General features: G+C 64.3%; 15 protein-coding genes. 4 read left to right on the plus strand and 11 right to left on the minus strand.

The window, feature by feature from the left end; translation table 11 throughout:
- Window positions 1-51: 51 nt before the first annotated feature.
- The 11 genes from ATE70_RS12285 to coxB all read right to left on the minus strand — a co-directional run bounded on the left by ATE70_RS12285 (window position 52) and on the right by coxB (window position 12022).
- Window positions 52-3060 (minus strand): TonB-dependent receptor, encoded by a 3009-nt coding sequence (locus ATE70_RS12285; RefSeq protein ID WP_058538167.1) that lies wholly within the window; start codon window positions 3058-3060, stop codon window positions 52-54.
- Between the two features lie 167 nt (window positions 3061-3227).
- Entirely contained in the window at window positions 3228-4106 is an 879-nt protein-coding gene (locus ATE70_RS12290) for a class I SAM-dependent methyltransferase (protein WP_058538244.1), read from the minus strand.
- Window positions 4107-4110: 4 nt separating this feature from the next.
- A complete protein-coding gene (thrC, locus tag ATE70_RS12295; protein ID WP_058538168.1) occupies window positions 4111-5508 on the minus strand; it encodes a threonine synthase in 1398 nt (465 codons plus the stop codon).
- Between the two features lie 26 nt (window positions 5509-5534).
- Window positions 5535-6179, minus strand: a complete 645-nt coding sequence (locus tag ATE70_RS12300; RefSeq protein ID WP_058538169.1) for an SURF1 family protein — start codon at window positions 6177-6179, stop codon at window positions 5535-5537.
- Entirely contained in the window at window positions 6172-6564 is a 393-nt protein-coding gene (locus tag ATE70_RS12305; RefSeq protein WP_058538170.1) for a DUF983 domain-containing protein, read from the minus strand. The genes ATE70_RS12300 and ATE70_RS12305 overlap by 8 nt, the downstream gene beginning before the upstream one ends.
- A gap of 1 nt (window position 6565) precedes the next feature.
- A complete protein-coding gene (locus tag ATE70_RS12310) occupies window positions 6566-7441 on the minus strand; it encodes a cytochrome c oxidase subunit 3 (RefSeq protein ID WP_058538171.1) in 876 nt (291 codons plus the stop codon).
- Between the two features lie 80 nt (window positions 7442-7521).
- The gene (locus ATE70_RS12315; protein ID WP_231740071.1) at window positions 7522-8070 is read right to left on the minus strand and encodes a cytochrome c oxidase assembly protein; all 549 of its coding nucleotides are present in this window, start codon (window positions 8068-8070) and stop codon (window positions 7522-7524) included.
- Window positions 8071-8093: 23 nt separating this feature from the next.
- Window positions 8094-8243 (minus strand): hypothetical protein, encoded by a 150-nt coding sequence (locus tag ATE70_RS25190; RefSeq protein WP_197411447.1) that lies wholly within the window; start codon window positions 8241-8243, stop codon window positions 8094-8096.
- A complete protein-coding gene (locus ATE70_RS12320; RefSeq protein WP_058538173.1) occupies window positions 8240-9151 on the minus strand; it encodes a heme o synthase in 912 nt (303 codons plus the stop codon). The genes ATE70_RS25190 and ATE70_RS12320 overlap by 4 nt, the downstream gene beginning before the upstream one ends.
- 60 nt (window positions 9152-9211) lie before the next feature.
- Window positions 9212-10894 (minus strand): cytochrome c oxidase subunit I, encoded by a 1683-nt coding sequence (ctaD, locus tag ATE70_RS12325; RefSeq protein ID WP_058538174.1) that lies wholly within the window; start codon window positions 10892-10894, stop codon window positions 9212-9214.
- Between the two features lie 15 nt (window positions 10895-10909).
- Entirely contained in the window at window positions 10910-12022 is a 1113-nt protein-coding gene (gene coxB / locus ATE70_RS12330; protein ID WP_058538175.1) for a cytochrome c oxidase subunit II, read from the minus strand.
- Window positions 12023-12254: 232 nt separating this feature from the next.
- Between coxB and pyrE the strand changes: the two genes are divergently transcribed.
- The 4 genes from pyrE to lepB all read left to right on the plus strand — a co-directional run bounded on the left by pyrE (window position 12255) and on the right by lepB (window position 14949).
- Entirely contained in the window at window positions 12255-12842 is a 588-nt protein-coding gene (gene pyrE / locus ATE70_RS12335) for an orotate phosphoribosyltransferase (protein WP_058538176.1), read from the plus strand.
- Complete coding sequence (locus ATE70_RS12340; protein WP_058538177.1) at window positions 12839-13582, plus strand: pyridoxine 5'-phosphate synthase; 744 nt, start codon at window positions 12839-12841, stop codon at window positions 13580-13582. The genes pyrE and ATE70_RS12340 overlap by 4 nt, the downstream gene beginning before the upstream one ends.
- A 121-nt stretch (window positions 13583-13703) precedes the next feature.
- A complete protein-coding gene (acpS, locus tag ATE70_RS12345; protein ID WP_058538178.1) occupies window positions 13704-14105 on the plus strand; it encodes a holo-ACP synthase in 402 nt (133 codons plus the stop codon).
- Window positions 14106-14112: 7 nt separating this feature from the next.
- The gene (gene lepB, locus ATE70_RS12350) at window positions 14113-14949 is read left to right on the plus strand and encodes a signal peptidase I (RefSeq protein WP_058538179.1); all 837 of its coding nucleotides are present in this window, start codon (window positions 14113-14115) and stop codon (window positions 14947-14949) included.
- The last annotated feature ends 1 nt before the right edge of the window (window position 14950 follow it).

Genomic DNA, 14950 nt, shown 5'->3' on the forward strand with positions numbered 1-14950 from the left:
CGAAAGGTGCGACCCTCTTGCCTGCGACCCGGCGAAAGTGGCCCACCCGCCTTAGAAGCTGAACCTGACCCCCGCCGCGTAGCGGGCGAAGCCCGGCTGTACGAAGGTGACATTATTCTTGTGCCGCGTGTGGCCCCGCCGTCCCTCGCCGGTCAGATTGATCGCCTCGACAAAGGCGGTGAGGCCGGGGATGAACTCATAGCTGGCGCTGGCGTCGATCTGCCAATATTCCTCAATATAGGTCGGGTTCGGACCCGAACCTTGAAGGAACTCGTCGCGCCAGTTCCACGCGACACGCGCCTGGAGGCCGTTCTTGTCATAATAAGCGACCGCGTTGGCGCTGTCGCTGAGCCCCGTCAGCGCGAACTGGGGAACCGCCACCGCCGCAGGCTTCGTATTGTCATAGGTCGCGTCACCGTTGACGATCGTATAGTTCAGGATCACGCCAAAGCCCGTGTCCCAGAAACTGTGCTGGAGCGCGAACTCCCACCCCTCGATTGTCGCGGTCTGATCGCTGTTGACCGGCGTCGTGATCTCGAAATTGACCTCCGGATCGCCCGGCGCGGCAAGGATGGTATTACCGCTCACCGTACCGGGGAAATTGTTGAGGATATACTGGCGGATATCCCCGACCGTCGGGTTCGGCGGGAGCGCCGCGAGCGCCGCCTGCCACCGCGGGCCGTTCACCGGGGTCGTAATCCCGGGCGCGCTATAGTCGATGCGCGTCGAGGATATGAAATTGCTGACATCCTTATGGAAATATCCAGCCGAGACATAGCTTGTCGGTGCGTAATACCATTCGGCCGACAGATCGATATTCTTCGACTTGTACGGGATCAAACCGGGGTTACCCAGTGCGCCCGTGCCGCCGCCCACGCGGAACAGCGTATCGAGCGATCGCCCGCCCTGCATACTGGCATAGTCGGCGCGCGTGATCGTGTGGCTGTACGACGCACGCAGCTTCACATTTTCCATCGGCGAGACGTCGAGGTCAAACGCGGGCAGCCAATTATTGTACGACCCTTTGAAACGCGTGAACTGCTCATCGGGCGAAAAAATGACATTGAATTCATTCTCGCCCACCCAGGTGGTGGTCACGGGCACCGGCACCAGCGCCGACGATGCGATATCGGTCGTTTCGTAACGGATACCCGCGACGAAATGCGCCGGGTTCTGGAAAAGATCGAACACGGTCGCGACCTGCAGATAGGGCGCCAGGGTTTTTTCGGAGATGCGCCGGTCGGTATTGAATTCCGCAAGGCAGGTTCCCGGCTGGGCCGTGCCCGTCGCGGGGTTGCTGCACGACTGGTAATTCTGCTCGATCAGACCGGCCATGCGCTCGAAATCGAAGGTGTAGAAGCTCTGGATCATGCCGTCGCGGGCGAGACCCGGGAATTTGTCGGGAAGCGTCACGAGCGAGAAGATGTCGTCGGGAATATCCGAAGCCGGGCCCGCCCCGCCCCACGTATCGTCGTTCTGGATCGTGCCGAATGCCGAGCGAACTTTGCTGTCGACATAGGAAACGCCGAAATCGATGCTGTCGAGGAAACCGCCGTCATGGTCGTATTTGCCGCGGAGCTGGACCTGGTCGATCCGGTTCCGGAAATAGGCGTTGCGAAACGCATTGCCGGTCGGCGTGATCAGCGCGGCATTCAGCGGATCGATCCCCGGATGCATCCCATAGGAGATGACCGGCAGATCATTTTCGAAATTGATCGTCTGGTTGGCGACACCGAAAACGGCATTGCCCAGCGACATGCTCGATCCGAAATTGTTGACCGGCTTCACTTCGGCGGTCGAATGATGCGCGTCGAGTTCGACCGTTACGCCGTCCGGGCCCTTCCATTCGAGATTGAAGCCCAGCGAATTATTCTCCGCCCGGTTTTCCTGAAGCGCGCCGCTGTAGGACAGATCCTTGCCGACCTGGCAGTTGTTCGGCGGCGCCGGCGACGGCGCCGAGCAACCCGGGTCGGGCGGTCCAAAGCGCTCGGTGTAGAAGAGCGGACCCGCGACCGGACCATCGGTCCACGCGCTCGACGTGTCGCCATGGTTGAACCACACGCCGACATTGCTGTTCCGCGTTTCGACGGTGTTGCGCGAATAGATATAATCGACCGTCGCGGTCAGATTGTCGGTCGGTCGAAATTGCAGCACCGCCTGGCCGTTGATGCGTTCGCGGTCGATGTCGTTGAGATCATAGGATGCGTTCTGCGGCACCTGATAGACGTCGGTCGGATCGGGCCGGTTGGTGATGTTCGCAGCGCCCCCCGTACCCGGCTGCGCCAGCGAACCCCAATTATTCTCGCTGCCAAGATAACCGTCGCGATAGCCCACATTGGCCGAGTTCGTGCTCGATTTGCGCTTCTGGTAAGAGCCCGCGATCATGATGCCGATTGTGTCATCGGCAAAGGTCGTGCTGACGATCCCCGAGATTTCGGGGGTGATCGGGTTGCCCTCGTTACGCGAGGTATCATACACGCCCTTGACGGCGAGGCTGCCCCGCAGCCCCGGATTGTCGAGGGGGCGCGGGGTGCGAATGTTGATGGTCGAACCGATGCCGCCCGATTCGATCGTCGCACGGCCGCTCTTGTAGACCTCGACGCCCGCTATGCCTTCCGACGCGAGGTTAGCGAAGTCGAACGAGCGCGACGATGGCGCGCTGCCGCCGTCGCCGATGGTCGCAGTCGGCACCTGGCGACCGTTGACCGTCACAAGGTTGAATTCCGGCCCGAAGCCGCGGACCGTCACCAGCGAACCTTCGCCATTGTTACGGTCGATAGACACGCCGGTGATGCGCTGCAGCGATTCGGCGAGGTTGGTATCGGGGAATTTTCCGATGTCTTCGGCCGAGATCGCGTCGACGACGCCCTGCGCCTCGCGCTTAATGTCGGCCGATGCGGCAAGGCTGGCGCGGATACCCGTCACGACGATCTCGTCGCCGTTCACTTCGCCCTCGGCCGGCGCCTCCTGCGCGGCGGCCGCTTGCGCCATGCCCATCAAGGACAGCGCCGACGTGCCGACCAGAAATTTGCCCAGCCACTGCTTTTGAGACGCCCGCATCCCATTCCTCCCAAATAGCCGCTCTTTTTTGGCGGCATTCCCGTTATGTGAACGTTATCTAAATGGGAACGTTCTCATTGTCAACGCATCGGCTGTGGCATTTCGGTCACAATATTACAGATTCTGCGCCGCAAACGTATGCGACATAATAAGCGCGAAGTCCGCGATCAGCGGCTCCAGCGCGCAAAAATCGCGGTCGGGAGCAGCAATCCCCGCCCCTCTTCGCGCACCGCGAGTTCGCCGCATTCGACCTTGCCGGGCAGGTCGGCGAAAAGCTGCGCCAGCAACTCGCCGATCGCGAGCGCCGACATGCGGACGGCATAGACGGTCAGGAACAGCGCCCGGCTGTCTTCGTCGAGCAACTGGCGGCAGTCGGTGAGCAAGGGCGCCAACCCCTCCTCGATCTGCCAGCGTTCGCCGGTCGGGCCGCGGCCGAATTTGGGCGGATCGAGCAGGATCGCGTCGTAGCGCTTCTCGCGCCGGACCTCACGCGCGGTGAATTTGCCTGCATCGTCGAGGATCCATCGCACCGGCTTGTCGGCCATATCCGCGAGCGCGGCATTCTCGCGCGCCTGCCCCACCGACTTCTTCGACGCATCGACATGCGTGACCGATGCGCCCACCGCGGCGAGAGCCTGGCTGCCGACACCGGTGTAGCCGAACAGGTTCAGGAAGGCGGGGTCCGCCTTGTCGGCGACGCGTTCGCGCAGCCAGTCCCATACCGGCGCCATGTCGGGGAAAAAGCCGAGGTGGCGAAAGGGCGTGCACTGCGCGGTGAAGCGCGTTTCGCGCCATGCGAGCGGCCAGCCTTCGGCGGGCACGGGCTTGTTATAATACCAGCGGCCGCCGCCATCGTCGTCCGACGCGGGGATGAATTCACCGTCTGCCGCTTCCCATTCGCTCGCAGGCAGCGCGGGCGCCCACATCGCCTGCGGTTCGGGGCGGATGAAGCGATAGCGGCCATAGCGTTCGAGCTTGCGCCCATTGCCGCTGTCGACCAGTCCATAATCGTCCCACGCCTCACCGACGAGCGTGACGAGGGGCAGAAGATCAGCCACGCGCCGCTTCCGCGAGGACAAAGGCCTTCACCGCGTCATAGTCGCCGGGCAGGCGCGTATAACGTTCCTCGCGGTCGAACAGATTGCCGAGCCGCGCGGGGAGCGGCGGGCGCACGCCGGTCGCGCGTTCGACGGCTTCGCGGAACTTTGCCGGATGCGCGGTCGCGAGCGTGACAATGGGAATATCGGCATCGATGTCGAGCGCGCGCGCCGCCGCGAGGCCGACCGCGCTGTGCGGATCGATGATCTGCCCGCCATGTTCCTGCGCCCAGCGCAGCGCGAGCGCCATCGCGTCGCCGTCGATGCTCGCGCTCGAAAACAGCCCGCGCGCGCCGGCAAGCATGTCGGCGGGGATCGTCATCGCGCGGCTCTTGTCGAACTCGCCCATCATGCCGGTGATCGCCGCGCCGTCGCGCCCCGCGAGGTCGAACAGCAGCCGTTCGAAATTGCTGCTGACCTGAATGTCCATGCTGGGCGTCGCGGTCGCGGTGACCGTGCCCGCGCTATAGTCGCCGCGGGTCAGCGCGCGGTGGAGGATGTCGTTGACGTTCGTCGCGACGACGAGCTTTACGATCGGCAGCCCCATCTGCGCCGCGACATAGCCCGCGAACACATCGCCGAAATTGCCCGTGGGGACGCTGAACGCGATCGGACGATCGGGCCCGCCGAGACGGACCGCGGCGTAGAAATAATAGACGACCTGCGCCATCAGCCGCGCCCAGTTGATGCTGTTCACCGCCGACAGCGTGACCTGGCCGCGCGCTTCCTCGTCGCCGAACAGTCGCTTCACCATCGCCTGCGCGTCGTCGAAGCTGCCGTCGATCGCGATATTGTGGACGTTCGGGGCGAGCACCGTCGTCATCTGGCGGCGCTGGACGTCGCTGACGCGGCCCTCGGGATGGAGCATGAAGATCTGGATGTGCTCGCGCCCTGCAACCGCCTCGATCGCCGCCGATCCGGTATCGCCCGAGGTCGCGCCGACGATCGTGATGTTCGTATCGCCGCCGGCGAGGAATTTCTCGAACAGTTCGCCGAGCAGCTGCAGCGCAACGTCCTTGAACGCGAGCGTCGGGCCGTGGAACAGTTCGAGCAGCCAGTGGCGATGATCGAGCTGGACGAGCGGGGTTACCGCATCGTGGCTGAAGCGGCCATAGGCAGCGCGGCAAAGCTCGCGCAATTCGTTCTCGGCCAGCACGCCCTCGACGAAGGGCCGCATGATCCGCACCGCGGTTTCGGCATAGTCGAGCCCCGCTAGCGCACGGATGTCCTCGATCGACATCTGCGGCCATTTCGCCGGCACATAGAGGCCGCCGTCGCTGGCAAGACCGGCCAGCGTTGCGGCACGAAAGTCGAGGGTCGGCGCAGAGCCGCGGGTGCTGATATAGTCCATGACGAAATGCGCCTAGCGGCGCGCCGTCACGGCTGCAAGCGGCGGCGGACCGCGAGGATGTAGATAATCAGCGCCACGATCGCGAAGAAGAACCATTGAAAGGCATAGGCAAGGTGATTGTTCGGCGTATCATCGGCCGATGGCACCGCGCTGGCCCGCAATCCCGCGACCGGTTGATCGGCGATCAGCATCGCACGCGCGGGCATCGCCTTGCCCATCGCGCGCTCCATCACCGTCGGCTGTTCGGGGCCGGGAACGATCGTCCCCTGCACCGTTCCGCCCGTCCATTTGGGCGGCGTGAAATTGTCGCCGATCCCGACATCGACAAGCACGCCCGGCCCTTCGGCGCCGGTGCGGCAATCGGCGATCATCCGGATGCCCGACTGGCCCTTGATGTCGGTGCCGCTGCGCGGATCCCAGCGCACGGGTTCGAGGCAGACGATGCTGCTCTTGCGATAGAGCATGGCGTCGGGAACGGGCGGCAGCTCGGGATAGGCGACCATCGACGACATCGCCACATTGCGCTGGAACAGCGCAATCAGCGCTTCCTTCTCGCTCTTGCGCTGCAGCTGCCAGACGCCGAGCGCGATCATCGCCGCGACCGCGGCGAGCACAAGCAGGGTCGGGATCAGCGGCCAGCGCCGCGTCGGCTGTTGGGCTGGTTCAGTCATTCTTGTCCACCTTACGGCCTTCGGCGGCCTGACGCTGATGCTCGCTCGCCAACAAGGCGCCCTTGCCGACGCGCAGGCCATAGATGACCGCGGCGGCGGTGAGCGGCACCCACAGGATGATATGCACCCACAAGGGCGGCCGTACCACGGCATCGAGCGTTAGCGCGATCGCGATCAGCAGCGCGCCGATGATCAATGTCAGGAACGCCGCGGGGCCGTCGCCGACATTATAGCGGCCATAATCGAGGCCGCAGCTTTCGCATTTCGCGCGGAATTTCACCGGCCCTTCGAACAGCGTCGGCGCGCCGCATTCGGGGCAGAGACCAAAAAGGGCAGCGCGCCAGACCGGCGGCTGCCCCTTTTGAAATTTGTCGCCAGCCGGCAATTTAGTGCGCGGCGATCGGCGCGCCCCAGCCGCCCCAGACATAGACGATGATGAAGAGGAACAGCCACACGACGTCGACGAAGTGCCAGTACCAGGCAGCGGCTTCGAAACCGAAGTGCTGCTGCGGGGTGAAGTGACCCTTGTAGGTGCGGACGAGGCAGACGATCAGGAAGATCGTGCCGACGAGCACGTGGAAGCCGTGGAAGCCGGTCGCCATGTAGAAGGCCGAGCTGTAGTTGCTCTGCCCGAAGCCCCACGGCGCATGCATATATTCATACGCCTGGATCGACGAGAAGACCGCGCCGAGGATGATCGTCAGCCACAGGCCTTTTTTCAGGCCTTCGCGGTCGCCGTGGATCAGCGCGTGGTGCGCCCAGGTGATCGTCGTGCCCGAGCAGAGCAGGATCAGCGTGTTGAGCAGCGGCAGCGAGAAGGGATCGATGACTTCGATGCCCTTCGGCGGCCACATGGTGATCGCAGCGGCGCCGTCCTGACCGAACAGCGAGGTGACCGCGCCTTCGGCATATTCGATCGGCACCGGGAAGAGCGAGAAGTCGAACCACGCCCAGAACCAGCCGACGAAGAACATGACTTCGGACGCGATGAACAGGATCATGCCGTAGCGCAGGTGCAACTGGACGACCGGCGTATGGTCGCCGGCATGCGCTTCGTTGATGACGTCCGACCACCAGCTGAAGAAGGTCGCGATCACGCCCATGAAGCCGAGGCCGAGGACCCACTTGCCGACGCCGCCGAAATGGTCGGCGTGCATCGCCATGACGAGCCCGAAGAACATCACGAGCGCAGCAACCGAGCCGATGAGCGGCCAGACGCTGGGATTTACGAGGTGGTAGTCATGATGTTTCGCACCGGACATGGCGTGTTTCCCGTTTTTAGCAGCCCCAGCATGATGATTCCCCATCATCTGCCGGTCTTGTTAGACTCTTGTTCGCGGCCTTAGCTCGCCTTTTTACCCTCGTCTACAGGGTGGAAGGTGTAGCTGAGGGTGATTTCCTGCACGTCGCGCGCGTCGGGGTCGTCCATGATCTTCGGATCGACGAAGAACAGCACCGGCATGCGCATCTGCTGCCCCGGCTCCAGCCGTTGCTGGGTGAAGCAGAAGCACTGGATCTTGGTAAAATATTTGCCCGCCTGATCGGGCGTGACGTTGAAGCTGGCGGTCCCGACGACGGGATGCGCCGAATTATTTTCGGCGATAAAGATCGCCATGTCGCGCGCGCCGATGCTCACCGTATCGGTCGGATGCTCGGGATAGAATTTCCACGGCAGGTTCGGCGAGACATTGGCGTCGAAGCGGACCGAGACCGTCTGGCTCAATATTTCGGGCTCGGCCGCCGCGGCGACCGGATCGTAACGCTGCGTCGTACCGCCGAAGCCGGTGACGCGGCAGAAGAGATCGTAGAGCGGCACCGCCGCGAACCCGAGACCGGTCATCGCGAGCGCCATCAACGCCGCGAGGCTTGCGGTCTTCGCGTTCGGGGACATGCGCCCAATGACCGGAAAAAACGTCATGAGAATATCTGCATCTTTGCGATGGTGATGAAGAAGAACAGGACCGCCAGTGCGCCGAGCATCCACGCCATCAGGTTCGCACGGCTGCGCTGGCGGCGGCGATATTCGGCCTCGTCAAACGGTTCGTTCGGGGTTTCTTCGGTCATAGCGGCCACCAATGGTCGGCGACGACAGCGCCGAACAGAATGAAAAGATAAGCGATCGAATAAGCGAACAGGCGCTTTTCGGGTTGCATCAGGTCGCCCTCGCCCGTGGTGCGCGTGCCGACCTGGACCGACAGCAGGACGAACACGGCCGAGAGCACCACCGCGGTCCAGCCGTAAAGCGCGCCGGTGTAGCCGAGCGGCCACGGCGCGATCGCGGCGGCGGCCATGATCAATGCGTAGAGGAGGATCTGGCGCCGCGTCGATTTCTCACCCGCGACGACGGGCATCATCGGAATCCCCGCGGCGGCATAGTCCGAGCGCATGAACAGCGCGAGCGCCCAGAAATGCGGCGGCGTCCACAGGAAGATGAGCAGGAACAGCAGCACCGGCAGCGGCGCGATCGACCCCGTCGCGGCGACCCAGCCGATCAGCGGCGGAAAGGCGCCCGCCGCGCCGCCGATGACGATATTCTGCGGGGTCCGCGGCTTCAGCCACATCGTATAGACGAAGACGTAGAAAAGGATCGAGGCGGCGAGCAACAGCGTTGCCTGCCAGTTCGACGCGAACAGCATCAGGAACAGCGAAAAGGCGGCAAGCCCGACGCCGAACTGCAATGCGGTCTGCGGGTCGAGGCGCCCGGCGGGGAGCGGCCGGCCCGCGGTCCGCTTCATCTTCGCGTCGAGCCCAGCCTCATACCATTGATTGAGCGCGCCCGAGGCGCCTGCCCCCAGCGCGATCGCGAGGATCGACGAGAAAGCGAGCACCGGCGGCACATGCCCCGGCGCCGCGAGCAGGCCGCACAAGGCGGTGAACACCACCAGCGACATCACGCGCGGCTTCGTCAGCGCGAACAGGTCGCGCCAATCGGCGGGTAGTGCCGTTTCGCCGTGGGTCAGGCTCTGCGCCATATTTACTCCGGCCCGAAAGTCGTGCGCCCCCTGCCATCAAACGGCAGGGGGCAACACACATCAGGCGATACGCGGCAGTTCGTTGAACTGGTGGAACGGCGGCGGGCTCGACAGCGTCCATTCGAGCGTCGTCGCGCCTTCGCCCCACGGATTGTCGGCGGCCTTCTTGCCCGCGAACAGCGAGTAGAGGATGTTCACGAAGAAGAAGAGCATGCCGACGCCCATGATCACATAGCCGAGCGACGAGATGTGATGCCAATAGGCATAGGCTTCCGCATAGTCGGGGTAACGGCGCGGCATGCCCTGCTGGCCCAGGAAGTGCTGCGGGAAGAACATGACGTTCACGCCGATGAAGAAGACCCAGAAGTGCAGCTGGCCGAGCGCCTCGTTGTACATCCGGCCCGACATTTTCGGGAACCAGTAATAGAAGCCGGCGAAGAGCGAGAAGACCGCGCCCAGCGACAGCACATAGTGGAAGTGCGCGACGACATAATAGGTGTCGTGCAGGTTGGTGTCGACGCCGCCATTGGCGAGCACGACGCCGGTCACACCGCCGACGGTGAACATGAAGATGAAGCCGAGCGACCACATCATCGGCGTCTTGAAGCTCAGCGTACCGCCCCACATGGTGGCGATCCAGCTGAAGATCTTGATGCCCGTCGGAACCGCGATGACCATCGTCGCGGCGGTGAAGTACATCTTGAGGTTCACGCTCATGCCGACCGTGAACATGTGGTGCGCCCACACGATGAAGCCGACGACGCCGATCGCGACCATGGCATATGCCATGCCGAGGTAACCGAACACGGGCTTTTTGCTGAAGGTCGAGATGATCTGGCTGACCATGCCGAAGCCCGGCAGGATCATGATGTACACTTCGGGGTGGCCGAAGAACCAGAAGAGATGCTGGTAGAGAACGGGGTCGCCGCCGCCAGCCGCATCATAGAAGGTGGTGCCGAAGTTGCGGTCGGTCAGCAGCATCGTGATCGCCGCGGCGAGAACCGGCAGCGCGAGCAGCAGCAGGAAGGCGGTGACGAGCACCGACCACACGAACAGCGGCATCTTGTGCAGCGTCATGCCCGGCGCGCGCATGTTGAAGATGGTGGTGATGAAGTTGATCGCACCAAGGATAGACGCCGCGCCCGCGAGATGGAGCGAGAAGATCGCCATGTCGACCGCGGGACCGGCCGAACCGCTGGTCGACAGCGGGGCATAGACCGTCCAGCCGGTGCCGGCGCCGTTGCCGCTGCCGCCCGGAACGAACATCGAACCGAAGAGCATGACGAAGGCAACCGCGGTCAGCCAGAAGCTGACATTGTTCATGCGCGGGAACGCCATGTCGGGCGCGCCGATCATGAGCGGCACGAACCAGTTGCCGAAGCCCCCGATCATCGCCGGCATGACCATGAAGAACACCATGATCAGGCCGTGCGCGGTGATCATCACGTTCCAGAAATGCTTGCCTGCAACCTCGTCGGCACCGCCGCCAAGGGCGCTGGCCCAGCCCGAAAGATACTGAACGCCGGGTTCGGCGAGTTCGAGGCGCATCATGCCCGACAGCGCGCCGCCGACGATGCCGGCGACGATCGCGAAGATCAGGTAGAGCGTGCCGATGTCCTTGTGGTTCGTCGACATGAACCAGCGGACAAAGAAGCCGGGCGTGTCGTGATCATGGTCGTCATGCGCATGGGTGTGGCCATGTTCGGCGCCGTGCGCGGGTGCAGTCGCTGCGATATCGGTCATCTGTCGGACCCCTTATTAATTCTTGGCGGCCGGCGCGGCGGCGGGCGCCGCTGCCGGAGCAGCTTCGGGTGCAGTGGTCGGGGCGGCAGCCGGCGTCACGGCAGGCGCCGCAGCCGGAGCGGCGGCAGCGGGAGCCGGTGCGGCAGCGGCGGGAGCCGCGGCGACCGGACCGGCGGGGTTACCACCCTTCGAGCGAACCCACGCTTCCCATTTGTCGACCGGAAGCACTTCGACGGCGATCGGCATATAGCCGTGATCGACACCGCAGAGTTCCGAACACTGGCCGTAATAGACGCCAACCTTGTTCGCGGTGAACGTCGTTTCGTTGGCGCGGCCGGGGACCGCGTCCATCTTGGTCCAGAAGGCCGGAACCGCGAAGCTGTGGATGACGTCGGCGCCGGTGATGATCAGCTTCACCTGACGGCCGACGGGAACGACCATGCGGTTGTCGACGGCGAGGTGATAGGGCTCGCCCGCGGCCTTCGCCTTGTCTTCGGGCAGGATCTTCGAGACATATTCGCCGATGCCCTGGTCGGGATAGGCATAGCCCCAATACCATTGGTAACCCGTGACCTTGATCGTCAGCGCCTCCTTCTTCGGCGGCTCATATTGCGCCGCGAGCAGGCGGATCGACGGCACCGCGATCACCGCGAGGATCAGCACCGGAATGGCGGTCCAGATGATTTCGATGAAGGTGTTGTGCGTCGTCTTCGACGGCACCGGGTTCGCCTTGGCGCGGAACCGGAACATCACCCAGAGCAGGAGACCGAGGACGATCAGCGTGATCACCGTGATGACGGGCAACAGGATCACATGGTTGAACCAGTAAGCCTGTTCGCCGATCGGGCTGACCTGCGGCTGGAAATCGATGCCCGCGTCGACCGGCTGGCCAACCCCGGGGGTCGGCTTCATCGGAACGTAGGTCGCATCGCCAGCCGGAGCCGCGGCGGTCGTCGCGACCGGTGCCGCTGCCGGAGCGGCCGCATCGGTGGCGACCGGAGCCGGATTCGCCACAGCCGTTGCGGCGGGTGCTTCGGCCGGAGCCGTCGCGGGTGCCTGCGCATGGCCGGCGCCCGCCGCGCCCAGCGACAAAGCTGCCGCAATTACAAGGGTTTTCAAGCTCTTCATAAGGATAGTGCCGCCCGTTGCCTGTTGTTCTTATTGATGCCCCACCCCCTTTGCGGCAGCCACCGGACACGCGTCGCGGCAGCCGGCAAGGGGCTGAATCTCGCGGGCGCTATAGACCCGCTTGCCGCTTGCCTCAAGCATCTCTAACACTATTTTGCGGCTGGATAATCTTCGCCGCCAAAACCCGGTCGCCCATCATGAGCGACGCACAGGACAAAAGAACAACTCCTCCATGACCGATGATGAAATCCTGGCCGAATTCCGCGCCGCCGACGCCCTGCTCCAGGGCCATTTCCTGCTCTCCTCGGGCCGCCACAGCGAATATTATCTGCAGTGCGCGCGCGTATTGATGGACACCGAACGCGCCGGACGGCTCGCCGTCGCGCTTGCCGCGAAGCTGCCGCGCGACCTGAAACAGGCGATCGATATCGTCGTCTCGCCCGCGATGGGCGGGGTGATCATCGGGCATGAAATGGGCCGCGCGCTTGGCAAGCCCGCGATTTTCGTCGAGCGACCGACGGGCACCTTCGAACTGCGCCGCGGCTTTACGATCGACCCCGGCGCCAAGGTGCTGATGGTCGAGGATGTCGTGACCACCGGCCTGTCGTCGCGCGAGGCAATGGAGGCGGTGCGCGCCGCGGGCGGCGAAGTCATCGCCGAGGCCGCGCTCGTCGACCGCTCGGCGGGCAATGTCGAACTCGGCGTGCCCTTCTACCCGCTCGTCGCGATCAATTTCCCGACCTATGCGGAGGATGAATTGCCCGAGACGCTGGCAGGAAGCGAAGCGGTGAAGCCCGGCAGCCGGAGCAAGGCGGCTTGAACGGCGGCGCGCCCTCCCGCCTGCGGCTCGGCGTCAACATCGACCATGTCGCGACGATCCGCAACGCGCGTGGGGGCGAGCATCCCGACCCGGTGCGCGCGGCGGAAATCGTCGCGGCGGTCGGTGGCGACGGGATCACCGCGCATCTGCGCGAAGACCGCCGCCATATCCGCGACGACGACCTCGCGCGCATCCAGGCCGCGACCGACCTGCCGCTGAACCTCGAAATGGCGGCGACCGACGAGATGCTCGAGATCGCGCTGCGCCACATGCCGCACGCGGCATGCATCGTTCCCGAAAAGCGCGAGGAGCGCACGACCGAGGGCGGGCTCGACGCGGCGGGGCAGCATAACCACCTCGCGCCAATCGTCTCGCGGCTGAACGATGCGGGCATCCGCGTCAGCCTGTTCATCGAGCCCGACGCGCGGCAGATCGAGGCGGCGATGCGCCTCCGCGCGCCCGTCGTCGAATTCCACACCGGCCGCTACGCGCATGTCGAGGGCGAAGAACGCGCCGTCGAACTCCGCCGCCTCGCAGACGCCGCCGCGCTCGCGTGGAAAAACGGCATCGAGCCGCACGCGGGGCACGGGCTGACCTATGAGAATGTCGTTCCCGTCGCCGCGATCCCGCAACTCGCCGAACTCAACATCGGCCATTATCTGATCGGCGAGGCGATCTTCACGGGGCTCGAGGACGCCGTACGCCGGATGCGTGCGCTGATGGACGAGGCGCGCGGGTGAGCGCGCGCCTATCCCGTCGCCCCCGCGAAGGCGGGGGCCGTCGTCGGCCTGTCACGGCAGCGCGGTTTAAGACCGACAGCGACCCCCGCCTTCGCGGGGGTGACGACCTGTTGGGGTCGTCATGATCATCGGCCTCGGTTCCGACCTCTGCAATATAGAGCGCATCCAGAACTCGCTCGACCGCTTTGGCGAGCGCTTCGAAAATCGCGTTTTCACCGAAATCGAGCGCGCCAAGGCGGCGCGGCGCCCCTTCACCCGCGCCGGCACCTATGCCAAGCGCTTCGCCGCGAAGGAGGCTTTTTCGAAAGCCGTCGGCACGGGGTTCAAGCGCGGCGTGTTCATGAAGGACATCGGCGTCGTCAACGCCCCCTCGGGCGCCCCGACGCTGGCACTGACCGGCGGCGCCGCCGAACGGCTCGCGCAGATGATTCCGCCCGGCCACAGCGCGCATATCCATTTGACACTGACCGACGACCATCCGTGGGCGCAGGCGTTCGTCATCATCGAAGCAATCAAGGACTGACATCTATATGGCGAAGGACAAGACGAAGGATGACGGGAGCTGGGGCAAGCTGATCCGCGACGTCGTGGTGATATTGCTGCTCGTGCTCGGCATCCACAGCTGCGTCGCCAAGCCTTTCTATATCCCCTCCGATTCGATGATGCCGGTGCTGCGCAACGGCGACCGGCTGATCGTCAGCAAATATCCTTATGGCTGGTCCTATTCGTCGGTCAGCTTTCACCTCGCGCCCAAGGTCGCGGGCCGGCTGTTCGGCAAGCTGCCCGAGCGCGGCGACATCGTCGTACTCGAACATCCGGTGACGCGCATCGACTATATCAAACGCGTCATCGGGCTGCCCGGCGACACGATTGAACTCCGCAACGGCGAACTCAGCATCAACGGCAAACCGGTGAAGCGCGAGGTCCAGCCGATGTTGTCGATCCCCGTCGATCCGAACCTGCCCGGCCCCGACAGCAGCCTGTTCCGCTTCGTGAACCGCGATGCGGAAGGCAAGGAAGTGCTCGAACTGCCGATCGTCCGCGAAACGCTGCCCGGCGGCGCGACCTTCGACACGATCGACATGGGTCCCGGCTACACGACCGACGATTATGGCCCGGTCACCGTACCCGCCGATCATGTCTTCCTGATGGGCGACAACCGCGACGGCAGCGCCGACAGCCGCGTCGGCACGAACCAGAAAGGCCTCGGCGGCCCCGTCCCCTTCGACGCGATCGCCGGACGCGCCGAGATCGTCAGCTTTTCGACCGACGGAACCGCCGAGTGGTATAACCCATTGAGCTGGTTTAATGCCTTGCGATCGGGGCGCGCGGGAACCGACTTGCGCCCCGAGCGTCAGGGCAGCTAAC

The sequence above is a fragment of the Sphingopyxis sp. H053 genome, from assembly GCF_001468225.1.
GTDB lineage: Bacteria > Pseudomonadota > Alphaproteobacteria > Sphingomonadales > Sphingomonadaceae > Sphingopyxis.